The following is a 23,155-nucleotide window of genomic DNA, read 5'->3' on the forward strand; positions in this document are numbered from 1 at the left end:
CCCCCGATACCTCCGAGTGCCTGGAACTGCCCTCATGAGCACGATGACCCACGGTCCGGACTTCCCCGCCGAGCTGCGGCGCTGGCGTACCACCCGGCGGCTGAGCCAACTGGAACTCGCCGCGCGCGCGGACACCACCCAGCGCCACGTCAGCTTCATCGAGAGCGGCCGATCCCGTCCCGGCCGCACCATGATCATCCGCCTCGCCGAATCGCTCGGCCTGTCCCTGCGCGAGCGCAACGCGCTGCTGCACACCGCCGGGTACGCGCCGGTCTTCCCCGAATCGGACCTGGACGCGCCGATGTTGCGCCCGGTACGCGAGGCGCTGCGCGCGGTGCTGGACGGCCACCTGCCCTATCCGGCGATGGTGCTGCGCCCGTACGGGCAGATCGTCGCCGCCAACACGGCGATCGACGTGCTGACCGAGGGGGCGGCGCCGGAGTTGCTCCGGGAGCCGATGAACATGCTGCGCCTGATGCTGCATCCCGAGGGCATGGCGCCACGCGTGGCGAACCTCGACGCCTGGGGGCATCACGTCCTGGAGAACATGCGCGCACAGGCGCTGCGCAGCCCGGACCCGCTGCTCGACGCGTTCATCGAGGAACTGCGCGGCTACGTCCCGGACGCCCGACTCGGCCCCGACCACCTGGGCTTCGCGGTCCCGCTGCGGCTGCGCGACCCGGACGGCCCGGGCGAGTTGCGGCTGCTGACCACGTTGACGTCCTTCGCCACGGCCACCGACATCACGCTGGCCGAACTGCACCTGGAGGCGTTCCTGCCGGCCGACGAGGCCACCGCCACGGCGCTGCGCCGGCGCGCGGCCGAGCGGTCCTGACCGCCGACCCCCACCACACCGCCCCGGAGCCGCTCCGGCCCCGACAACGCGAAACCGCCCCGCCGTCCCGGGACCGGGACGACAGGGCGGTGCGGTTGCGATCGCGCGAGGGCGCCCGGACTCGGAAGTCCTCGTCCTCAGAAGTCCTCGTCGAACGACACCGAGCCGGTGACCGCGACCTGGTAGGCCGAGACCCGCCGCTCGAAGAAGTTCGAGAGTTCCTGCACGTCCTGCAGTTCCATGAAGCCGAACGGGTTCGCCGAGCCGTACACCGGCGCCATGCCCAACTGGGCCAGCCGGCGGTCCGCCACGTGCTCCAGGTACGAGCGCATGTCGGCGACCGTCATCCCGGACACGCCGCCCTGGAGCAGGTCCTCCGCGAACGCCGTCTCCGCCTCGACCGCCTCCGCGAGCATCCGCCTTACGTCCTCGGCGAGTTCGTCGTCGAACAGGTCGGGCTCCTCGGCCCGGACCGTCTCGACCACGGCGAACGCGAAGTCCATGTGCGCCGACTCGTCACGGAAGACCCAGTTGGTCCCCGAGGCGAGGCCGTTGAGCAGACCGCGCGAGCGCAGGAAGTACACGTACGCGAAGGCGCCGTAGAAGAACAGGCCCTCGATGCACGCCGCGAAGCAGATCAGGTTGAGCAGGAACTGCCGCCTGTCGTCCCGCGATTCGAGCCGGTCCAGGCCCATCGCCGAGTCGATCCAGCGGAAGCAGAACTCCGCCTTGCGCCGGATCGAGGGGATGTGCTCGACCGCGGCGAACGCCTGCTCGCGCTCCTCGTGGTCGGGCATGTAGGTGTCCAGCAGGGTCAGGTAGAACTGCACATGGACGGCCTCTTCGAAGAGTTGCCGCGACAGGTACAGCCGCCCCTCGGGCGAGTTGATGTGCCGGTACAGGTTCAGCACCAGGTTGTTCGCCACGATCGTGTCACCGGTCGCGAAGAACGCGACCAGGCGCTGCACGAGGTGTCGTTCGGCCGGGCTGAGCTTGTCCAGGTCGGCGAGGTCGCTGTGCAGGTCGACCTCTTCGACCGTCCAGGTGTTGCGGATCGCCGCGCGGTACTTCTCGTAGAAGTCCGGGTACTGCATCGGGCGCAGCGTGAGGTTCATTCCGGGATCGAGCAGGCTCACGTGCACGCCTCACAGGCTTCGGGGTTCTCCAGCGAGCAGGCGATGACCTCCAGGTCGGAGATCTCCTCGACGGGCGCGGCCGAGGCCTGCGCCGGCACGGTCGCCTGCTGGATCCGCGTCGCGGGGCGCGAGCGCAGGTAGTACGTGGTCTTGAGGCCGGTGGACCACGCGTAGCGGTACATCGAGGACAGCTTGCCGATGGTCGGGTCGGCCATGAACAGGTTCAGCGACTGCGACTGGTCGATGTACGGCGAGCGGGCCGCCGCCAGGTCGATCAGCGCACGCTGCGGCAGCTCCCATGCGGTGCGGTACAACTCCCGCACGTCCTCCGGGAGTTCGGCGATGCTCTGGACCGATCCCTCGGCGCGCTTGATCCGGTCGCGGACCTGGGGGGTCCACAGGCCGCGGGCCTTGAGCTCGCGCACCAGGTAGGCGTTGATCTGGAGGAACTCGCCGGACAGCGTCTCGCGCTTGAACAGGTTCGACACCTGCGGCTCGATGCACTCGTAGGCGCCGGCGATCGAGGCGATGGTCGCGGTCGGCGCGATCGCCACGAGCAGCGAGTTGCGCAGGCCGTGCTCGGCGACCCGGTCGCGCAGCGCGTCCCAGCGCTTGGTCTGGGTCGGGTACACGCCCTCCCACAGGTCCGGCTGGAGCCGGCCGCGCGCGGCGTGCGTCTCGGCGTAGGCCGGGTGCGGGCCGTGCACCTCGGCGAGCGCCGAGGAGGTCTCCAGCGCGGTCAGGTAGATCTCCTCGGAGATCAGCGTGGACAACTCGCGCGCCTCGACCGAGTCGAACGGCATGCCGAGCGTGAAGAACACGTCCTGCAGGCCCATCAGGCCCAGGCCCACCGGACGCCAGCGCGGGTTGGACGCGGCGGCCTGGTCGGTCGGGTAGTAGTTGATGTCGATCACGCGGTCCAGGAAGACCACCGCGGTGCGCACCGTCGCGCGCAGCTTGTCCCAGTCCATGCCCTGGCCGGCGATCACGTGCGCGCCGAGGTTGACCGAGCCGAGGTTGCACACGGCGGTCTCGCCGTCGCTGGTCACCTCGAGGATCTCGGTGCACAGGTTGGAAAGGTGCACCACGTTGCCGGGCTCCGCGGCCTGGTTGCAGGTGCGGTTGGCGGCGTCCTTGAAGGTCATCCAGCCGTTGCCGGTCTGCGCGAGGGTGCGCATCATCCGGGCGTAGAGGTCGCGCGCGGGCATCTGCCGGACGAACCGGCCGTCCCGCTCGGCGGCTTCGTACACCTTGTCGAACTCGGCGCCCCACAGGTCGGGCAGTTCGGGCAGCTCGTTCGGGTCGAACAGCGACCAGACGCCGTCCTCCTCGACCCGGCGCATGAACAGGTCCGGCACCCAGTTGGCCAGGTTGAGGTTGTGCGTGCGGCGCGCGTCCTCACCGGTGTTCTCGCGCAGTTCGAGGAACTCCAGGATGTCCGGGTGCCAGGTCTCCAGGTACACGCAGGCCGCGCCCTTGCGCCGACCGCCCTGGTTGACCGCGGCCACGGAGGAGTCGAGCGTCTTGAGCCACGGCACGATGCCGTTGGAGTGCCCGTTGGTGCCGCGGATCAGCGAGCCGCGCGAACGCACCCGCGACCAGGCCACGCCGATGCCGCCGGCGAACTTCGACAGTCGGGCGATCCGCCCGTACATGTCGTAGATCGACTCCAGTTCGTCCTTGGGCGAGTCGAGCAGGTAGCACGAGGACATCTGGGTGTGCACGGTGCCGGAGTTGAACAACGTCGGCGAGCTGGGCAGGTAGGCGAGCGAGGACATCAGCCGGTAGAAGCCGATCGCCTCGCCGGGCTCCTGGGCCAGGCCGCACGCCACGCGCAGCAGGAAGTGCTGCGGGGTCTCGACCACCTTGCGCGACACCGGGTGGCGCAGCAGGTAGCGGTCGTACACGGTGCGCAGGCCGAAGTACTCGAACCGCCGGTCGCCGTCGACGTCCACGGCGGCGTCCAGGTCGGCGGCGTGCTCAGCGACGAACGCCGCGGTCTCCGCGCCGATGATGCCCTCGCGCCGGCCGAGCGCGATGCCGGCGCTGAACGAGGTGACCCCGGCGTCGAGCGCCTCGTCCGCGATCCGGCCGGCGAGCAGGCGCGCGGCGAGCCGCGAGTAGGCGGGCTCCTCGGCGATCAACTCGGCGGCGGTACGCACCGCCAGGTCCGCGGCCGCACCCTTGTCCGCGCCCTCGTTGAGACCCGCGACGACCCGGCGGACGACCCGATCCGGATCGACCTCCGGCAGATCGCGCGCCTGGGTGCGCACCAGGGTAGCCAGTTGGTCCTCGGGGCTTTCGTCGATCCGCATCCGGGTCGCGCCCACGCTGTCCACAACGGTCACGTGCTCTCTCCTCGCGAGCTCGTACGTACAGTGACCCCGCGCCCGAAGGCACGGACAGCCGGCAGGTATTCGGACTCGCGGGCATGCCGGGGCGCCACCGGGCACGATGTGCTCGGCGGGCCGCGGAGTTCCCCGTGGTCGTCGGTCGCAGAACCCCTCTCGGCGTTCGGCGCTCCAGGACGACATTCGTTCCCGCTTACCGCTGCGGGGGCAGTCCCGGCTTCACACCGGGTTCCCTCTTGCGTCGCCCTCCCGTTTGACCGGAACGGCGAACCAGCTGCGTCGCAGAGCATATATGTAGTGGCGGGGTGGTCGTCGCACCCCCAGGTGTTGTGTCGTGTCGCGATTCCCGACGTACCACGATTTCGACCGGGACGGGCCCACGCCCGGCGGCGCGGCCGTCCACACCGGGTGTCGCGGCGCCTCCCGGGGCCGCGTGGAACCCTCTCCTCCCGGCGTACGCCCGGCATGACGGTACCCGTGCGCGGGCCGCCGAACGGCTCCACGACACGCCGGCGTTGTGCGCGTCGCGCGTCGCCGGGCGCGTGTCGAACGCGGTGTCCGGGCGTCGGGAAAACGGGCCTTCGCGGGGCGGCCGCAGGGGCGGAGGCGAGGCGCGGGGGCGTACGGTCGGCCGCGGGACGTGCCGGGCGGGTACGGCGTCCCGCGGGCGTGTCGGCGGGGCTGGGGGCACGGCCGAGTCGGCGGGTGCCTCCGGCGGCCGGTGCGGGCGACCTCGGAGGTGGTTTCGTCGGCGTCCTCGGGGACGTCCTCAGGGACGTCCGGTGCGGGGGCCGGACCCCGGCGGGCGCGCGTGTCGTGCCGGGCGGTCGTGGGGTCGGTCCGGCGACCGGGGTACCTCCCGGCCCGAGTCGCGCCACTCCGCGACCAACGCCTCGTACACGGGTGTCTCGAACGTCTCGGTGGGCCACGGCCCGAACGGGGCCCGCAGGATCTCCATGCCGACCCAACCGCGCGAGGGAGCGCGAAGTAACCACCAACCGGGTGATGCCACTCGGTCGATGGACGAATCGACTCGGATACAGGCGCGCGGACCGACCCGGCCGCGCCCGGGGCGGTCGGGGGTCTTCGGGCCGGATCCGGGCCGCTTTCGAACCACTTTCGAGCCGGGCGCCCCCGGGTCAGGTGGTTTCGGTCCCGGTGGCTTCGGTCCTGGTGGCTTCGGTCCTGGTGCTTTCGGTCCCGGCGGCTTCGGTTTGCGCCGTTTCCGGTCGGGTGCTTTCGATATGTGCCGCCGCGCGCAGTTCGGCGAACGCCTCGCCGAGTGCCGCCGCCGTCCAGTGCGCGTTCAGGCCGCTCGGGTTCGGCAGCACCCAGATCCGGGTGTCGCCGATGGTCTCGGCCTGCCGACCGACCACCGCCTTGGGCCGGCCGAAACCGGTCCGGTACGCGCCGATACCCAGCACGGCGAGCCAGTCCGGCCGGTACCGGCGCACCTTGGCGGTGAGCGCCGCGCCGCCTGCGACGTACTCGTTTCGGCTCAACTCGTCCGCGCGGGCGGTGGTACGGGCCACCACGTTGGTGATGCCGAGGCCGAGCGCGGTCAACGCGTCCTGCTCGGCGGGCGCGAGCAGGCGGGGCGTGAACCCCGAGGCGTACAGCGCGGGCCAGAACCGGTTGCCGGGGCGGGCGAAGTGCCGTCCGGTCGCGCCGGACCACAGGCCAGGGTTGATCCCGCAGAACAACACCCGCAGGTTCGGTCCGATCACGTCGGGGATGGTCCGGCCGTGCGCGGCGGCCAGCTCGGCGGCGGTGGGATTGCGTCCGGGCGGGATCGGCAGCACGACGGGCTTCGCGGGCGGTCCGGGCTGTGCCGGGGCGCTCACGGCGCCTCCGCGATCAGCGCCGTCCCCACCGACCGGAAGCCGAGCCGGTCGTAGACGCGTGCCACGTCCTGGTCGCCGGCCGACAGGAACACCGTCTCGCTCCCGTCGGCGAGCGCGTGCCGGGCCAGCTCCCAGGTCACCGCCGCCGCGAGGCCGCCGCGTCGGGCCGCCGGGAGGGTGGCCACACCGACGATCTCGGTCGTGCCGTAAAGGTGTTGATAACTGCCCACGCACAGCGGCCCGGACGGGCCGTACGCGGCGAACATCACCGTCTCGCCGGTGCGCAGGCGCTCGTTGAGGTAGGACAGCAGGCCCGGGTCCTGGCCGAGCGCGGCGGTGTCCCGCTCGGTCGGCCCGTCGGTCCCGGACGCGGTGCCCGGATTCGCGAAGCCGACCGCCGCGACGCTGTGCACGATCGCCAGGTCGGTCGCGTCCGCCCGGATCCGACGCACCGACACCAAGTCGGGCAGGGCCGGGCGTTCGGCCGGTTGCTCGTCCGGGTCGAGCACCATCAACGGGTGCTCGTGGACGTGCAGTTCGGCCTCGATCGCGGCCGCGCGCAGCGCCGGGGTGGTCTCGTCGACCCATTCGAACGTCTCGGGCACTTTCAACTCTCTCTGCCGCGCCCGCACCGCGCGGACGTCCGCGACGGTGGGCTCGACGGAGCTGCCGAGCGTGGGTCGTGCGTAGAAGGGCCATCCGTGGCCCTCGCGAATGAACAGGGTCAGCGCGCCGATCGTTTCCGTACGGGTGGCCCGGCGAGCCACCGCGTCGTAGAACATCTCCAAGTGGGCGCGCGCCTCTGCGGCGGACTTCGGCATGCGGGTCAGTGTGACACGACCGCCGGCACCGATACCGGCCGGTGCGCCAACCCGGCCTTCAGCCGCGCGAGCAGCTCGGACAGCGTCCGGGCGTCCTCGTCGGACCAGTCGTCGAGGCGCTCGGCGATCACCGTCAGGCGGTCGTCGGTGGCCCGGTCGACCACCGCGCGACCCTCCGGAGTGAGGCCGAGCAGGAAGGAGCGGCCGTCGTGGGGGTGCGGCCGGCGCTCCACCCACCCGTGCTCGACCAGGTGTGCGATGTGCCGGCTGACCACGGACATGTCCAGGTCGAGCAGTTCGGCGACGTGCCCGGCGCGCAGCGGCCGCGTACTGCGGGCGAGCGCGAACAGGACGGCGGAGCCGGGCGGCAGGCTGCCGATCGGGACCGCCTTGACGAGGCTGCGGTGGACGCCGACGATGCCCTCGAGTTCGGTGAGCAGGTGCCGGCAGGCTTCCCGGGTGGCCATGGCGAGGCTCCTCTTCGTGGCGACTCGCCACCACCATAAAAGATGTTAGTTGCGCTCGGCAACTTCCATGAGGCGGACCCCTCCCCCGGGGCGCGGCCCACCCGTGACTCGCCGGCCGCTCCGCGGCCCGTGTCTCATTCCTCCCGCAGCGTCGCCCGGCCCACGCGGCGCAGCCGAGCGGCCCGGTCGTGCCGGCCGCCCACGGCCCGGTCCAGGGACAGCGTGGCCCGGCGCCCGTGCAGGGTGAGCGTCATCAGGTGGTTGCCGAACCACGGGCCGCCCAGCTTCGTCCACTCGACCGGCAGCGGGGTCAGCCGCGCGTGCCGGGCCAGGGCGCGCCCGATCCGGGTCGCCACCCTGCCCCACCCGAACCGGAACCCGACCCGGATCGCCGGGGGCACCGAGTTGTGCACCGGCGAACAGGTCAACTGGTAGACCCGGGCCAGGTCGGCCGAATCCTCACCGGCCCGCGGCCCCTCCCCCGGACTGACCCAGCGCGCCTCGGCCGCGTAGACGTGGTGCACATCCCCCGACAACACGCACACCGTCGCCGGCGCCGGTCCGCCCGCCCGCGGGCCGTGCAGCGCGATCCGGCCGATCAACGCGGACAGCGCCTCGAACGAGTCGCGGAACGCCGCCCAGTGCTCCAGGTCGCTCGCCCGCCGCAACCACTCGCTCCAGGCCGCCACCCGAGGCCCCCGCTCGCCCGCGCACAGCGCCTCGTTCCACGACTCCAGGTCGTGGATGCCGTGCGGCAACAACCACGGCAGCGACGTGCCGATCAGCAGGTGGTCGTACCCGCCCTCGTCCGCCTGCTCGGTGATCCAGGCCAACTCGTCCGCACCGATCATCGCCCGCGCGTCCCCGGTCAGCACCCGGCCCGCGCGCGAGTCGATCATCAGCAGCCGGGTCCGGCCGAAGTCGCGCCTAAAGCTCCACCGCGTGGTCGTCTTGCCCTCCGCCTCCGCGTCCGCGCGCAGCGCGAACTCGTGCAGCAGCGGCCCCACGTCCTCGCCCGGCGCCGCGGCCTTGACCGTCGCGAACAACTCGTCGCGCGCCAACGCGGCCGGGTCGAGATTGCCCAGGTGCTGATAGACCCAGTACGACGCGAGCGCGCCCGCGATCCGCTCCGACCACCAATCGGTCGCGGCCATCTCGGTTCGCCACGCGTGCGAGGTGTTCCAGTCGTCGATCACGTCGTGGTCGTCGAAGATCATCGCGCTCGGCACGGTGGACAGCAGCCAGCGAATCTGCGGATCGGACCAGGACTCGCGATACAGCAGCGTGTACTCCTCGAAGTCGGCGATCTGCGGACCCGGCGCCTTGTTCAGGTCGCGCCGCCGCGCCAACCGGTTCTGCATCGCGCGCGAGGTCTCGTCCGCGTACACCTGATCACCGAGCAACAACAGCGCGTCCGGCAACGGCTCGTCGGGGGCCCGCATCAGTCGGCGAGCGAGCGTGTCCAACGCGTCCGGGTCGAGCCGGCGCTCCTCACCGGCCTCGGTGCTCGGCGGACTCGACCAGCGACAGGATCCGAACACGACGTTCAGATCCCGCTCGTCACCGTGGGCCGAGGCGGTACGCACCGCGCTCGGCGGATAACCCGAGCGCGCGTCCGGCCAGCACACCCGCTCGTCCAGCAGGACCCGGTACTCCCGCGACCGCCCGGGCGTGAGCCCCTCGACGACCACGAGCACGTAGTGGTGGCCGAACACGTTCCAGGTGGCGGCACTGGCCACACCGTCCTCGCACGCCACGGTCACCACACACGGCGCGTCCGTCTCCAGCCACACGGTGGCACTCGTACGATCCACGTGCCGCAGCACGGGACCGAGCAGCAACTCGGCCATCGTCCTCGGTCCTCCCCACCCTCGTAGCGAAGCCTTCCGTGGCATGTGCCTGCCCCGCGCGACCGACGCCAATGCCCGCCGCGCCCACGAACCCTTCGCTACGGTATGCGGCGTTCCCGATCCGACCCGGAGGCCGCGCCGTGCCCCACTCGCCCACCGCGTCGCCCGACCCGGCGGTTCACCTCCCGGCCGAGGGACCCGCCGCACGCGGCCCCGCGGCCCGGCGGCCGGTGTTCGACGCGCATCTGCACATCGTCGACCCGCGTTTCCCGCTCACCGCCAACCACGGTTACCTGCCGCCGACCTTCACCGTCGCCGACTACCTCGCCCGCGTCGCGGCGCTCGGCGTCACCGGCGGCGCCGTGGTGTCCGGCTCGTTCCAGGGCTTCGACCGGGCCTTTCTGCTCGACGCGCTGCGCCGGCTCGGGCCCGGCTTCGTCGGCGTGACCCAGCTTCGCGCCGATGTCGCGGACCACACGATCCGCGAGCTGGACGCGGCGGGTGTGCGCGCGATCCGGTTCAACGTACGCCGGGGCGGCTCGGCGGCCCTCGAAGGGCTCGATCGGCTCGCCCGACGCGTGCACGAGGTGGCGGGCTGGCACGCGGAGCTGTACCTCGACGCCCGCGACCTGCCCGACCTGGCACCCGTGCTCACCGCGCTGCCGAAGGTGAGCATCGACCACCTGGGCCTGTCCCGGGAGGGCCTGCCGCACCTGCTGCGCCTGGTCGAACGCGGGGCCCACGTCAAGGCCACCGGGTTCGGCCGGGTCGAGCTGGACGTGCCCGCCACGCTCCGGGCCGTGGCCGCCGTCGCCCCGCACGCGCTCGTGGCCGGCACCGACCTGCCCTCCACCCGCGCGCCCAGACCGTTCCGGGACGCCGACCTCGACGTCATCGCCGAGGCGGTCGGCGCCGACCTGGCCCCCGCCGTCCTGCACGACAACGCGCGCGCCCTCTACCGCCCCATCGGGATCGAGGCGCCCGGGTCCGGGTGATCCGGGCGGCGGGAATCGGCGTCACTCCTCCGACGCCAGCGCCCGGACCGTGTCCATGTCGTCCGCCTCCGCCGCCGTCTTGTCCTCGCGATAACGCAGCACTCGGGCGAACCGCAGGGCCAGCCCGCCCGGATAGCGGGTACTGCGCTGCAACCCGTCGAAGGCGATCTCGACCACCAGTTCGGGCCGCACCCACACCGTCCAGTCGTCCCGGCGGACCGCCAGTTCCCGCAACCGCTCGGTCTGCCACGCGAGCAGTTCGTCGGTGAGCCCCTTGAACGTCTTGCCCAGCATCACGAACCCGTCCCCGCCCGGGTCGCGCGCGCCCAGGTGCAGGTTGCTCAGCGTCCCGCGCCGCCGCCCGTGCCCCCACTCGGCCGCCAGCACCACCAGGTCCAGGGTGTGCCGCGGCTTGACCTTGACCCACCCGGCGCCGCGCCGACCCGCCGTGTACGGGGTGTCCAACGACTTGACCACCACCCCCTCGTGCCCGCGCGCGACCGCGTCGACGAAGAACGCGTCCGCGGAACCGGCGTCGCCGGTGACCAGCCGGGGCACCAACAGCCCGCTCGGCGCGAGCGCCTGGAGCGCGGCCCAGCGCTCGGCGCCCGGGCGGTCGATCAGGTCCGCGCCGTCCACATGCAGCACGTCGAACAGGTACACCGTCAACGGCGTCTCGGCCCGCGACCGCGCGGCGTCGTGGGTGCCGGTCCGGGACGCGGTGATCTGGAACGGGTGCGGCCGGCCCTCCGCGCGCAGCGCGATCGCCTCGCCGTCGAGCACGGCGGTGCGCACCGGCAGCGCGCGGGCGGCCTCGACCAGCTCCGGAACGCGCGCGGTGATGTCGTCCAGGCTGCGGGTGAACACCGCGACGTGCTCGCCGTCGCGGTGGATCTGCACCCGGATGCCGTCGATCTTCCATTCCAGCGCGACGCTCGCCTCCGGGTCCTTGGCCCGCAACTTGGCCAGCGCGGCGGACACATCCGGCGCGGAGGCGGCCAACATCGGGCGCACCGCGTGGCCCACCTCCAGCGTGAACGCGGCGAGCGCGGCCTTGCCGCCGGCGAGCGCCGCGGCGGCCACCGGGCCGGCCGCCCCACGCAGCATCAGCGCGCGGCGCACGGCCGCCACCGGCACCTCGGCCGCCCGCGCGATGGCGTCCGCCATCACCCCGTCCAGCGCGCCCTGGCGCACCTCGCCGATCAACAGGCCGGCCAGGAACCGCTGTTCGACCTGCGTGGCCCGGGCGAACAGGGCCTCGATCAGCGCCCGCCGGGCAGCCTGCGACCCGGGCCCGGTGGTGGTCCCGATCGCCTCCAACGCGGCGTCCACCTCCAGCAGCGTCAGCGACGCCTCGGCGGCCGGCTCCGGCATGTCACGCAACGCGGCCGGCCCGACCCCGATCTGCCGCTGGGTCAGCGCGCCCGCGAGATAGGCCACCACCACGGTCGCCTCCGCCGGATCCGCCCGCCGCAGACACCCGGCCACCAACTCCGCCTTCGCGGTCCGCCCGGCCTCGCCCGCGATCTCCCGCGACACGACCGCCACGTCACCGAACAACAGCGACCCCACGCCACAACTCCTCACGCCCAAGCCCCCCACCCCCATCGCCCACCCCACCCTGACTCATGCCCCCGACACCCATCCGGCCGAGCCCCCGGATGTCCCGGAAAGCGCGATGGTCGCGGGGAGGCGGGTGATTCGGCGTCGATACAGCGGCGCGGGGTGGGTGGTGGTCGGCCCAGGCCTCGGGGCGGGTGGTGTAGGGGGGCGGCGCCGCCGCGCGGGGTCTCGACCACCGCGCGCCCGGGCCGGCGGGCTCGGCCACCGCGGGCTCGGACGGGAAGCCGCGTCGGTTGCCGTGGGGAATCGGCGATGGGCCGGGACCCGGGGGTGTGCCCCGCGTCCCGGCCCATCGCCGTGGTCGGGTCGGTTACAGGATCGCGCCCGGGCGGTACTTCGCCGCCTCCGGGTGCTTCTCGGCGACCGTTTCCACGCGGCGGACCACCTCGGCCACCTGGGCCGCCGCCGCGCCGGTGAAGGACAGGCGGTCGGCGAGCAGCGTGTCCAGCGCCGCGCGGTCCAGCGGCAGCCGCTCGTCGGCGGCCAGTCGGTCGAGCAGTTCGTTGCGCTCGACGCCCTCGCGCAGCGCCAGCGCGGAGGCGACCGCGTGCTCCTTGATCACCTCGTGCGCGGCCTCGCGACCCACCCCGCCGCGGATCGCGGCCATCAGCACCTTGGTCGTGGCCAGGAACGGCAGGTAGCGGTCCAGCTCGCGCGCGACCACGGCCGGGAACGCGCCGAACTCCTCGAGCACGGTCAGGAACGTCTCGATCAGGCCGTCGAACGCGAAGAACGCGTCCGGCAGCGCCACCCGCCGCACCACCGAGCAGGACACGTCGCCCTCGTTCCACTGGTCGCCGGCCAACTCGCCGACCATGGAGGCGTAGCCGCGCAGGATCACGGTGAAGCCGTTGACCCGCTCGCACGAGCGCGTGTTCATCTTGTGCGGCATCGCGGACGAGCCGACCTGGCCGGGCTGGAAGCCCTCGGTGACCAGCTCGTGCCCGGCCATCAACCGGATCGTCTTGGCCAGCGACGACGGCCCGGCGGCCAGTTGCACCAGCGCGGTGACCGCGTCGTAGTCGAGCGAGCGCGGGTAGACCTGGCCGACCGAGACGAACGCGTGCTCGAAGCCCAGGTGCGCCGCGACGCGCCCCTCCAGCTCGGCCAGCTTGTCCTCGTCGCCGCCGAGCAGGTCGAGCATGTCCTGCGCGGTGCCCACCGGGCCCTTGATCCCCCGCAGCGGGTAACGGGTGATCAGGTCGTCGAGCCGGTGGTAGGCGACCAGCAGCTCGTCGGTCGCCGAGGCGAACCGCTTGCCCAGCGTGGTGGCCTGCGCGGCGACGTTGTGCGAACGGCCCGCCATCACCAGCTCGGCGTGCTGCGCGGACAACTCCGCCAGACGCACCAGCAGGGCCACCACACGGTCCCGGACCAGTTCCAGCGACGAGCGGATCTGCAACTGCTCGACGTTCTCGGTCAGGTCGCGCGAGGTCATGCCCTTGTGCACGTGCTCGTGGCCGGCGAGAGCGTTGAACTCCTCGATCCGGGCCTTGACGTCGTGCCGGGTGACCCGCTCGCGCTCGGCGATCGAGGCCAGGTCGACCTGGTCGATCACCCGCTCGTAGTCGGCGACCGCGCCTTCGGGCACCTCGATACCCAGGTCCGCCTGGGCACGCAGCACCGCGAGCCACAGTCGGCGCTCCAGCACCACCTTGTGCTCGGGGGACCACAGCGTGGCCAGCGCCGGGGAGGCGTAGCGGTTGGCCAGAACGTTCGGAATGCGGGGCTTGCGCACAGGCTGGGACGTCACGAGCGGCGAGTTTACCGAGCCGCCGGAGCCGCCTTCGACGTACGTCCGCGATCACGCCCCGCGCCGGCGCCGCGAGCGGTCCGGACATCCGTGCGCGAGCACACTCCGCCGCACGGTTTCCGGCCGGCCCGCCCAGCCCGTCGAGACCTCGCCGGGCCCTCCCCGGACCCTCCCCAGGACCTCTCCGGGGCAACCGTCCGCCCGGCCGGCGTCGCCTCGATCATGTCCGCGCGCCGGCGCTGACGCCGCGTCACAACCCGTGCCCGGCACCGCATGTGCCGGGCGACGCCGGGTAGACGCCGGCCATCGCGGAACGACCTTGGGGGCGGGCTCATGGGCAGGCGGCAGGACGCGCGAAACGCACGCAGAGAACGTGCCGAGCGCGAGGAGCGAACCGCCCGCGCGCTGCGCGGGGAAACCGACACGGCCAAGGAACCACCCCGGCGCGGCGGAACCGAGGACGAGACCACCCGACTCCCGGGCCCGCGCGACGCGGACAAGGCCAAGCCCCGCAGCCGGGACCGGGACAAAGACGAAGACCGAGACCGATCCACCGAACCGGTGGACCTCGACAAGTCCGACATACCCGACGAACCGCCCCCCGAGTCGCACCTCCCCGAACGCCCCACCGACCTGCCCACCTCGTCGTGGTTTCGGGCCGCTTGGCGCACGATCCGCGAGTTCAAGGAGGACGACCTCAACATCTGGGCGGCCGCGCTCACCTACCAGAGCGTGTTGTCGATCTTCCCCGCGCTGCTGGTCGTGGTCTCCCTGGTCGGCCTGGCCGGCCGCTCCGCCACCGACGCGCTGACCGAGAACGTACAGAGCGTGGCGCCCACCGAGACGCACCAGATCGTGATCAACGCGATCCAGAACCTCGAGAACAGCCGCGGTGCCGCCGGCCCGTTGGCCCTGGCCGGCCTGGGCCTGGCGCTGTGGTCGGCGTCCGGTTACGTGGCCGCGTTCATGCGCGCGTGCAACACGATCTACGACGTACCCGAGGGCCGGCCGCTGTGGAAGACCGTGCCCACCCGGATCGCGGTCACCGTGGTGACCCTGGTGCTGCTGTCGGTCTGCGCGATCGCGGTGGTGTTCACCGGCTCGCTGGCCAAACAGGCGGGACACGCGCTGGGCGTGGGCGAGGCCGGCGTGCTGCTGTGGGACTACGCGAAGTGGCCGGTGCTGATCGTGGTGGTCAACTTCCTGTTCGCGCTGCTGTACTGGGCCGCGCCGAACGCCAAGCAGGGCTTTCGCTGGATCACTCCCGGCGGCGTGCTCGCGGTGCTGCTGTGGGCGCTGTTCTCCGCCGCGTTCGCGTACTACGTGGCCAACTTCGGCACCTACAACAAGACCTACGGCACACTCGCCGCGGTGATCGTGTTCCTGGTCTGGCTGTGGCTGACCAACATGGCGATCCTGCTCGGCGCGGAGTACAACGCGGAGATGGAGCGGGCCCGCGCGATCGCCGGCGGCCACCCGCCGACCTTGGAGCCGTACGTCCGGATGCGCGACACGCCCAAACCCAAGGGTGCCTGGAAGCGCCGGCTCCGCTTCGGCCGCGCACCCGGGGCCACGCGGGAGGGCGGGGAGTAGACAATCGAGGGCATGGACAAGATCCGGCCCGCGTACGAGGAACTGGGCGCCGAGGGCTTCTACGCCTCACACGGTGCGCGGTACCGCAATCCGCACGAGCCCCGCGTCCGGGCGGTGCTGGCCGAGGTACTGGCCGAGCCGAAGGCCGCCGAGCCGGAGCTGCTCGACACCGTGCTCGACCTGGCGTGCGGCAGCGGCGAGGCCACCCTCGCGCTGCGCGAGCTCGGCGCGCGCGAGGTCACCGGCGTCGACCCGTACACCGGCGTCGCCTACCGCGAGCGCACCGGGCGCGACGCCGAGCCGTTGCGGTTCGAGCAGGTGGCGGCGGGCGCGCTGGCCGGTCGCGCGTACTCGCTCGTGGTGTGCAGCTACGCGCTGCACCTGCTCGCGGAGTCCCGGCTGCCCGCGCTGGCGTACGCGCTGACCGAGGTCACGTCCGCGTTCGTTGTGGTGACTCCGCACAAGCGTCCGGTGCTGCGGCCGGAGTGGGGATGGCACCTGCGGCGGGAACTGGTCGTGGATCGGGCTCGGGCCCGGCTGTATCGGACCTCGCCCGGACCCGTCGAGGCGACTGGGCCACGGTGACACCGGCGCTGGCGATCACCACCAGCGCGATGCCCCCGATCTGGATCAGCACCAGCGACTGATGCAGGACGACGAAGCCGGCGATCGCGGCCACGGCCGGCTCCAGACTGGCCAACAGCCCGAACGTCGCGGTCGGCAGATGCTTCATCGCGAGCATCTCGAAGCTGTACGGCAGCGCCGAGGACAGCAGCGCGACGCACAGGCCCAGGCCCAGCACCTTGGGCTCGAACAGCGCGGTACCGGCGGAGGCCACGCCGAACGGGGTGACCAGGACCGCGGCGACCGCGAAGCCGAGTGCCAGGCCCTCGATGCCGTCGAAACGCTTGGAGATCTTCGAGGCGACCACGATGTAGCCGGCCCAACAGGCCGCCGCCGCCATCACGAAGGCGACGCCGACCGGGTCCAGACCGCTGAAGCCGCCACGGCCCAGGAGCAGCACGCCGCCCGCCGCGAGCACGATCCACACCATGTCGCGCGGCCGCCGGGACAACACCACGGCCAGACCGAGCGGGCCGAGGAACTCGAGCGTGACGGCCGGTCCCAGCGGCAGCCGGGCGATGGCCTCGTAGAAGAACATGTTCATGCCCGCGAACATCACGCCCAGGCCGACCACCACGACCCAGTCCGCGCGGGCGCGCCCGCGCAGCCGCGGCCGGCAGAACGCGAGCAGCATGGTCGCCGCCAGCACCAGCCGCAGGGTCACCGCGCCGGCCGGGCCCACGTACGGGAACAGCCGGGCCGCGAACGCGGCGCCGAACTGGATCGAGCACGCGCTCGCCAGCACCAGCAACACCGCTCGACCCTGCGCTCCCGGCCGGAGCCGGTCGACGAATGCGGGTAGCGCACGCGAGGTCGCGTCGGTGGTGGTGCGGGAGGTCATTCTCCGACACTACGGACATCGTCAAGCCACTTCACGCGCCGGCCCCGGCCTCGGCGGCATTCCGGTCCCGCACCACCTTGCGCAGGGCCTCGGGCACCGGACCCAGGCCGGCCTCCAACTCGCGGACCCGGCCCTTGGCGGCCCGGCGTTCGCGACCGCCGAGCACCACGCGCAGTTGGCCCTCGTAGGCCAGCGCGGCCAGCGCGGCGTCCGCCGCCGGGACGCGCGTGATCGGCCGGGTGCCCTTGAGCGCGCCCCACATCGCCTCGGTCGCCTCGGTCCGCAGGCGCGGCTGGCGCAGGACTATGCGCCGGGTCGGGATGATGCCCAGCAGGCGGTGCGACTCGTACCTGATCACCCGCTCGCGTTCGAGGCGGGCACCGACTCGGCCCACGGCCTGTCGCTCGCCCTTCTTGACCCAGTGGCGCCACCGGTGCGCTCGCTTGCTCGCGGTGATCCTGGCCAGCAGGTCGGCAGCCAGATCGCAGTGCGCGACGACGGTGCCCCGGGGGGCGGCCACGGTCACCCTTCCGTCGTCGTCACGGATCAGGCCCCGCTCGTACAGGTCGTACAGGGCCGCCGCCTGGAGCGTCACCCCCAGGTGCGCCCGGCTCAGCGGTCGGCGTCGCTCGGGACTGTAGGCGAGCAGGAACACTCGTCGGGCCATGGACACGTTCACGTCGACCTCCAGGAATGCGTTCACATCGGCCTCCTCGGCGCCAGGGCGTCACATCGTCGTCGGGGTTGTCGTCACGGCGCGGTACCGAGGTCGCCAGGGTCGCCACGGCGGCCGCCACGCCGACCAGCACCGCCAGGGTCGCCTCGATCGCCACCGTCGCCTCCGCCGGGCTCGGTATCGGATACGGACTCGGACCCGGACTCGCGGCGCTCGGACTCGGAGGGCTCCGACTCGCGGGACTCGGACTCCGAGGACCGGGACTCGCGGGACTCGGGCCCGGAGGGCGCGGGGTCGGCCTTGGGTGGTCGGCCCCGCCGGGCCGGACGGCCGGCGTTGCCCGGCATCCGGCCCGCGTCGCCCAGCGCGCGCCGGAGCAGGAACTCGATCTGCGCGTTGGTGCTGCGCAGTTCGTCCGCCGCCCACTTGGCGATCGCGTCGTGCACCGCGGGGTCCAACCGGAGCAGGATCTTCTTGCGCTCGGTCACGAGGACCGACTACGCGTACAGGGAACCGGTGTTGACCACCGGCTGAGTGGCCTGTTCGCTGCAGAGCACCACGAGCAGGTTGCTGACCATCGCCGCGCGGCGGTCGTCGTCCAGTTCCACCATGTCGCCCTCCTCGAGCCGGGTCAGTGCCAGTTCGACCATGCCCACCGCGCCCTCGACGATCCGCTGCCGGGCCGCGACCACCGCGCCCGCCTGCTGGCGGCGCAACATCGCCTGGGCGATCTCCGGCGCGTAGGCCAGTCGGGTGATCCGCGACTCGACCACGCTGACCCCGGCCGAGGCGACCCGCGCACCGATCTCGGCGGAGAGCTTGCCGGTGATCTCGTCGGCGTTGTCGCGCAGCGACATGCCGCCGTTGCCGTGGTCGTCGTACGGGTAGCTGTTGGCGATGTGCCGCACCGCGGTCTCGGTCTGGATCGCGACGAACTCCTCGAAGTCGTCCACCTCGAACTTGGCCTGCGCGGTGTCCTTGACCTGCCACACCACGACCGCGGCGATCTCGATCGGGTTGCCGTCGTTGTCGTTGACCTTGGCGGTCTGCGTCTCGTGGTTGCGGATGCGGGTGGAGACCTTGGTGCGGTTGGTGAACGGGTTCACCCAGCGCAGGCCGTCCTTGCGCAGCGTGCCCTTGTAGTGCCCGAACAACTGGAGCACCCGGGCCTCGCCGGGGGCGACGGTGGTCAGCCCCAGCAGGGAGGACACCGACACGACGATGATCACGATGCCCGCGGTGATGCCCGCGGCCTTCTGCCCGCCGTGCTGCAGTGCGCCGAAGACGGTGAGCCCCACGCCGCCGCCTACGCAGAGCAGACCGACCGCGAGCGCGGGCAGCCCGGGGGCGCCGGTCACCACCTTCTCCCGGACCCGGGGGGCCGGCATTTCCACAATGGTCTCGGAGCCGATGTCGCTCATGAGGTCACTCCCCGATCGTTTCGATGTGTCATCACCACCATAGCAAAGTGATATCACTTTAAGCGAGAGGCAATCCTCGATCGCGCCCGCGGTCCGGACGGTCCTCCCGGTGAGGGCGACCCGTCGGTCAGCCCAGCGACTTGATCGTGCTGCCGTTGCGGACGTTGGCCGCCAGCGCCGGGGCGGGCGGAAGCGCGCCGGGCGGGGCCTTGATCACGAGTTGCCGGGCGTCGGCGGAGCCGGTGACCGAGCCGGACGCGGTCACCTTGACCACGTCGCGCGTGCCCGCCGCGACCAGGTACCAGGCGCCGGTGCGCGAGCGCCACCAGGTCGAGGTGACGATGTCGTTGCCGGAGCGGCTGCACGCGGGCGAGTCGGTGAGCCGGTTGACGGTCTGCGCGCCGGTCGCGCTCGCCCCGGGCGGCAGGAACTGGACCACGACGTCACCGCCGCCCCTGCGGTCGAACGCGTGCAGGCACGACCACATCGCCTCCCCCGCGGACTCGGGCAGGTCGAAATGCGCGAACTCCCAGTTGTTGACCAGCCGCAGGCCCCGTCCGCGCAGCGTGTCCAACGCGCACGCGGTCCGCGACCAGGTGTTGAGGGCGCGTTCACTGGAGGCGGCCTCGGAGGGGCGGCCGGTGTGGAAGTAGTCCGGCGGCGGCATGTAGGTCAGGTGCGTCGCGGACAGTTCCCCCAGGTCGGCGAGCAGGTAGGGGTGGTTGTCGGCGGCGCGCCTGGACAGCAGTTCGAGCACGGGTACGGTGACGCAACCCTTCGCGGCGGTGCCGAGATCGGGCATCGGGGCGGTGACGCCGCCGGTGATCGCGAGCGGCCTGCCCTTGTCCTCGGGGCGACGCAGGTCGCGCACGGCGGCCTCGTCGACCCAGGGCGCGAGCAGCATGCGCACGCCGGCCGGGTCGCGACGCAGCACCACGGCGGAAGCGGAGCGCTCGTCCGAGTCGTCGGACGAGGCGACGTCGAGTCGGCGCCGGCCGTGCTCCTCGGTATAGCGGGCCAGGCGCGTGCCGTCGGCGAGCAGCACCACGGCGGCGCCGGCGACGTCGCCCGCGTACAGCAGGTGCGGGATGCCCGACGGCGGGCCCACCGCGGCGTCCGGGCCGAGGGTGACGGGGGTGCCGTCGTCGGGATCGGTCCACGCCCGGACCGCGCGCCGGGTCAGCGCCTCGTCGCCGGCCCGGGCGCCTCGGGTGGACCAGACCTCGAAGTCGAGCCGGGTCGTGGTGTTCCAGGCGCCGGCCGGGATCGATCGCGGCGGCCCGGCGACCACCTGCGCGGCGGGTGCGGCCTCGTCGGTCCGGCCGCCGTCGGCCGAGGGATCGGTGCGGTCGCTCGCGTACCAGGCGATCATCGCGAACGCGGCGATCGAGGCGAGTACGCCCGGCGCGGTGCGCCGGCGTCGGCGGCGGCGCAGCAGATCCGAGGGGCTGGCCCGGAGCGTGCACGGGTCGAACGGATCGGCGCGCAGCAGTCGATCGGCCGCTGACCCGGGGCCGGCCGAAGCGTCGACCGGGCGCAGCGCGGGCTCGGCGGCATCCGCCTCGGCCTCGGCGGCCAGGACGTCCTCGACGCCGGCGGCGATCAGGAGTTCGGCCACCTCGAGGGGGTCGAGGCCGTCCAGTGCGCGCAATACGAGGGCCGCGCGGGCCGGGCCGGACAGTCGGCCGAGCGCCTGCTCGATCGCCAAGGCGTCCGCGCCGCCGGTCGACGGGAACAGGCGCAGCCCCCAGACCTGCGGCAGCAGCACCCGACGCCGGGTGGTGCGATTCAGGCGCAGCGCGCCGCGCACGATGCGCAGCCGGACCAGCTCGGCGTCGCTCGTGCCCGCGCCGTCAGGGCTGCCGGCGCCGCCGGCGGCACGTCCGAGGTCGCGCAGTCGGCCCGGCAGCGCGTCCTGGACCAGGGCGTGTGCGGCCAGCACCCGCCGGTGCCGCTCCATCGTGGGCGGCAGGATCAGGTAGGCGAGCCGGACGAGGTCGGGGTAACGCCCGACCAGCAGGGCCTCGGTCCGGCGCACCGCCCCCTGGTCCAGCTGGCGCCGGCACAGCTCGACGAGATCGACCCGGGTACGGCGGATTCGGCCCAGGGCGCCGCGGTCGCTGTGACCGGCGCGGTCGTCGCGACTGCCGTGGTCGCCGTGGGGCTCGCGGCCGTTCGGGTCGGGTCGGGCCGCCGGGCCCGGTGTGCTCTCGTCGCCGCCGTGTCGCATGTGTGGGTCCCCTTTTCGCCGCGCCTTCGTCGGCTCCCGCGAATCGGTACGGGGCCCGTGCGCACGATGGCCAACGAGCACCACCCAAAGGGGTCACACATAGTACGAACATCTCTTTTTATGTCGGCTTTTGGTCGAAACGATCAGGGTTCGCACGGTCGGGCGACCCAATCCGGTCAGCCGGGTCCGACGAAGCCCGATTCGTAGGCCGCGATCACCGCCTGCGTGCGGTCGCGGGCACCCAACTTGCCCAGCAGCGCGCTCACATGGCTCTTGACCGTCTCGGTGCCCAGGAACAACTCGCCGGCGATCTCGGCGTTGTTCAGCCCCCGGGCCATCGCCCGCAGCACCTCGGCCTCGCGGTCGGTGAGGTTGGCCCGGGCCACCGCGTCGGCTTGGACCGCCTTCCGGTGGCGCTCGACCAGCGCCCGCAGCTTGGCCGGGAACAGCAGCGAGTCCCCGGTGGCCAGTGCCCGCACCGCTCCGGTGATCTCGGCCGGGCGGGCCCGCTTGAGCAGGAAGCCGTGCGCTCCCACCCGCAACGCCTCGTAGACGTACTCGTCGTTCTCGAAGGTGGTCATGATCAGGATCTTGGGCGGCTGGTCGAGATGGGCGAGCAGGTCCCGAGTGGCCTGGATGCCGTCCACGCGCGGCATGCGCACGTCCATCACGAGCACGTCCGGGCGCAGCGAACGAACCAGCGAGAGCACGCCCGCACCGTCGTCGGCCTCGCCCACGACCTCGAAGTCGGGCTGCGCGCCCAGGATGGCCCGCAGGCCCGCCCGAACCAGTTCGTCGTCGTCCACCAGCATGATCGTGATCGTCACGACGCCCACCGTAGAGGCAACCGCACGTGCACCCGCCAGTAGCCGTCCTGGGCGCCGGCGGTGGCCTCGCCGCCGAGCAGCGCGGCCCGCTCGCGAATCCCGCGCAGCCCGCTGCCGCTGCCCGCGCCGACCACCGATCGCTCCGCGCCGGCGGCGGGTGCGCTGTTCAGCACGGTCAACTCGACGTCGTGGTCGTCCACCGCCACGGTGACGTCGACCGGAACCGGGCCCGCGTGCCGCAGCACGTTGGTCAGCGACTCCTGCACGATGCGATAGCCCTCGCGCGAGATCACCGCCGGCACCGCGTCGAGGGCGCCCGATATCCGCAGTGCGACCGAGGCGCCCGCGCCGCGCGTGGTGTCGACCAGCGTCTTCACCTCGGGCAGGCCCGGCCGGGGCGCGGCCGGCTCCGGCGCGTCGCGCAGCAGCAGCAACATGCGTTCGAGATCCTCCAGGGCCTGCCGCCCGGTCTCCTCGATCGCCTCGAGCGCCCGGTCCGCGAAGCCGGTATCGGTGTCGAGCAGTTGCCGGGCGGCGCCGGCCTGAAGCACCGTCACCGACAACGCGTGGCCGATCGAGTCGTGCAACTCTCGGGCGAGCCGATTGTGTTCGAGCAGTTGCTCGGTCCGCCGCTCGGCTATGGCGAGCCGCTCGCTCGCGGACGGCCCGAGCAGCCTGGTACCGAGCCGGGTGAGCAGCCAGCCCACACCCGCCAGGTAGTAGATCGCCGCGACGACCACGAGCAGGCCGAGCGGGATCAGCCACCAGTGCCCGGCACCGCCCGCGAAGGTGAGCCCGCTGAACTCCAGGCCCTCGTCCGTGGCCGGCGCCACGATCATCGCGATCCCGGTGAACACCGCCTGGCCCACGAGCGCGAGGCCGAGCCAGGCCAGCTCGACCCGCAGCACCAGCCACAGCGCGGTGCGCCATCGATCCGCCCACCCCTGGGAGCGGGTCACCGCGATGTCGCTCTCGTCGCCGGGGCGCAGCAGCAGCCGGGCCATGAAGCCCTCGAACCGGCGCGCCTCGGCGAGCAGCCCGAACGCCACCAGGATCGGAATCGGAGCGGTCAGCAGCGCGAGCCCGTCGGCGACCCCGTCGTTCTCCTCCAGGCCGGGGTACACCAGAGCGACCGCGACGCCCAGGGCCAGCGCCGTGAACAGGTGGAACCCGCGCGTGTAGGTGCTCGCCGCGACGAGCGGCCGGGCAAGGCGGGCGAGCGAGATGCGAAGCGGCGCGATCCGGGACATGCCGCCATCCTGCCGGGT

17 protein-coding genes, 2 pseudogenes and 1 riboswitch are annotated in these 23,155 nt (G+C 72.6%); of the genes and pseudogenes, 4 read left to right on the forward strand and 15 right to left on the reverse strand.

Translation table 11 applies throughout. The features are described from left to right. Nucleotides 1–34: 34 nt before the first annotated feature. The gene (locus ACWCPW_RS02210; RefSeq protein ID WP_449759682.1) at nucleotides 35–835 is read left to right on the forward strand and encodes a helix-turn-helix transcriptional regulator; all 801 of its coding nucleotides are present in this window, start codon (nucleotides 35–37) and stop codon (nucleotides 833–835) included. Nucleotides 836–972: 137 nt separating this feature from the next. On the opposite strand, the gene ACWCPW_RS02215 is transcribed toward ACWCPW_RS02210, so the two are convergent. From ACWCPW_RS02215 to ACWCPW_RS02240, 6 genes are all read right to left on the reverse strand, one after another. After that, nucleotides 973–1,950, reverse strand: a complete 978-nt coding sequence (locus ACWCPW_RS02215; protein ID WP_449759876.1) for a ribonucleotide-diphosphate reductase subunit beta — start codon at nucleotides 1,948–1,950, stop codon at nucleotides 973–975. 17 nt (nucleotides 1,951–1,967) lie between these two features. Beyond that, a complete protein-coding gene (locus ACWCPW_RS02220) occupies nucleotides 1,968–4,286 on the reverse strand; it encodes a ribonucleoside-diphosphate reductase subunit alpha (protein WP_449759877.1) in 2,319 nt (772 codons plus the stop codon). A 76-nt stretch (nucleotides 4,287–4,362) separates the two neighbouring features. Further along, nucleotides 4,363–4,612: riboswitch (cobalamin riboswitch) on the reverse strand. A gap of 849 nt (nucleotides 4,613–5,461) precedes the next feature. Next, on the reverse strand, nucleotides 5,462–6,115 hold the full coding sequence (gene mug, locus ACWCPW_RS02225) for a G/U mismatch-specific DNA glycosylase (protein ID WP_449759878.1): 654 nt from the start codon (nucleotides 6,113–6,115) through the stop codon (nucleotides 5,462–5,464). A gap of 47 nt (nucleotides 6,116–6,162) precedes the next feature. Further along, entirely contained in the window at nucleotides 6,163–6,987 is an 825-nt protein-coding gene (locus ACWCPW_RS02230) for a GNAT family N-acetyltransferase (protein ID WP_449759683.1), read from the reverse strand. Between the two features lie 5 nt (nucleotides 6,988–6,992). Continuing rightward, nucleotides 6,993–7,454, reverse strand: a complete 462-nt coding sequence (locus ACWCPW_RS02235) for a MarR family winged helix-turn-helix transcriptional regulator (RefSeq protein ID WP_449759684.1) — start codon at nucleotides 7,452–7,454, stop codon at nucleotides 6,993–6,995. A 134-nt stretch (nucleotides 7,455–7,588) separates the two neighbouring features. Beyond that, nucleotides 7,589–9,304 (reverse strand): alkaline phosphatase D family protein, encoded by a 1,716-nt coding sequence (locus ACWCPW_RS02240; RefSeq protein ID WP_449759685.1) that lies wholly within the window; start codon nucleotides 9,302–9,304, stop codon nucleotides 7,589–7,591. Between the two features lie 140 nt (nucleotides 9,305–9,444). On the opposite strand from ACWCPW_RS02240, the gene ACWCPW_RS02245 reads away from it, so the two are divergent. Further along, nucleotides 9,445–10,299, forward strand: a complete 855-nt coding sequence (locus ACWCPW_RS02245) for an amidohydrolase family protein (RefSeq protein WP_449759686.1) — start codon at nucleotides 9,445–9,447, stop codon at nucleotides 10,297–10,299. Between the two features lie 21 nt (nucleotides 10,300–10,320). Here ACWCPW_RS02245 and ACWCPW_RS02250 read toward each other — a convergent pair whose 3' ends face one another. Both ACWCPW_RS02250 and purB read right to left on the reverse strand, forming a co-directional pair. After that, nucleotides 10,321–11,862 (reverse strand): ATP-dependent DNA ligase, encoded by a 1,542-nt coding sequence (locus ACWCPW_RS02250; protein ID WP_449759879.1) that lies wholly within the window; start codon nucleotides 11,860–11,862, stop codon nucleotides 10,321–10,323. A 370-nt stretch (nucleotides 11,863–12,232) separates the two neighbouring features. Next, entirely contained in the window at nucleotides 12,233–13,675 is a 1,443-nt protein-coding gene (purB, locus tag ACWCPW_RS02255) for an adenylosuccinate lyase (protein ID WP_449759687.1), read from the reverse strand. 333 nt (nucleotides 13,676–14,008) lie between these two features. Here purB and ACWCPW_RS02260 point away from each other — a divergent pair, with 333 nt between their 5' ends. Next, entirely contained in the window at nucleotides 14,009–15,268 is a 1,260-nt protein-coding gene (locus ACWCPW_RS02260) for a YihY/virulence factor BrkB family protein (RefSeq protein WP_449759688.1), read from the forward strand. A gap of 12 nt (nucleotides 15,269–15,280) precedes the next feature. Next, a pseudogene (locus ACWCPW_RS02265) lies at nucleotides 15,281–15,682 on the forward strand (class I SAM-dependent methyltransferase); the annotation flags it as partial. 16 nt (nucleotides 15,683–15,698) lie between these two features. Here the strand turns inward: ACWCPW_RS02265 and ACWCPW_RS02270 are convergent. The 7 genes and pseudogenes from ACWCPW_RS02270 to ACWCPW_RS02300 all read right to left on the reverse strand — a co-directional run bounded on the left by ACWCPW_RS02270 (nucleotide 15,699) and on the right by ACWCPW_RS02300 (nucleotide 23,137). Continuing rightward, a complete protein-coding gene (locus ACWCPW_RS02270; protein ID WP_449759689.1) occupies nucleotides 15,699–16,733 on the reverse strand; it encodes an EamA family transporter in 1,035 nt (344 codons plus the stop codon). 31 nt (nucleotides 16,734–16,764) lie between these two features. Beyond that, entirely contained in the window at nucleotides 16,765–17,436 is a 672-nt protein-coding gene (locus ACWCPW_RS02275) for a GOLPH3/VPS74 family protein (protein ID WP_449759690.1), read from the reverse strand. 248 nt (nucleotides 17,437–17,684) lie between these two features. Then, nucleotides 17,685–17,897: pseudogene (locus tag ACWCPW_RS02280) on the reverse strand (hypothetical protein); the annotation flags it as partial. A gap of 9 nt (nucleotides 17,898–17,906) precedes the next feature. Next, a complete protein-coding gene (locus tag ACWCPW_RS02285; protein WP_449759691.1) occupies nucleotides 17,907–18,830 on the reverse strand; it encodes an SPFH domain-containing protein in 924 nt (307 codons plus the stop codon). A 127-nt stretch (nucleotides 18,831–18,957) separates the two neighbouring features. Next, nucleotides 18,958–21,060: a hypothetical protein gene (locus ACWCPW_RS02290; RefSeq protein ID WP_449759692.1), complete on the reverse strand. Its 2,103-nt coding sequence runs from the start codon at nucleotides 21,058–21,060 to the stop codon at nucleotides 18,958–18,960. A gap of 176 nt (nucleotides 21,061–21,236) precedes the next feature. Continuing rightward, nucleotides 21,237–21,872 (reverse strand): response regulator transcription factor, encoded by a 636-nt coding sequence (locus ACWCPW_RS02295; RefSeq protein WP_449759880.1) that lies wholly within the window; start codon nucleotides 21,870–21,872, stop codon nucleotides 21,237–21,239. Nucleotides 21,873–21,883: 11 nt separating this feature from the next. Continuing rightward, the gene (locus ACWCPW_RS02300) at nucleotides 21,884–23,137 is read right to left on the reverse strand and encodes a sensor histidine kinase (protein WP_449759693.1); all 1,254 of its coding nucleotides are present in this window, start codon (nucleotides 23,135–23,137) and stop codon (nucleotides 21,884–21,886) included. Nucleotides 23,138–23,155 lie beyond the last annotated feature (18 nt).

The sequence above is a fragment of the Embleya sp. NPDC001921 genome (genome assembly GCF_053594475.1).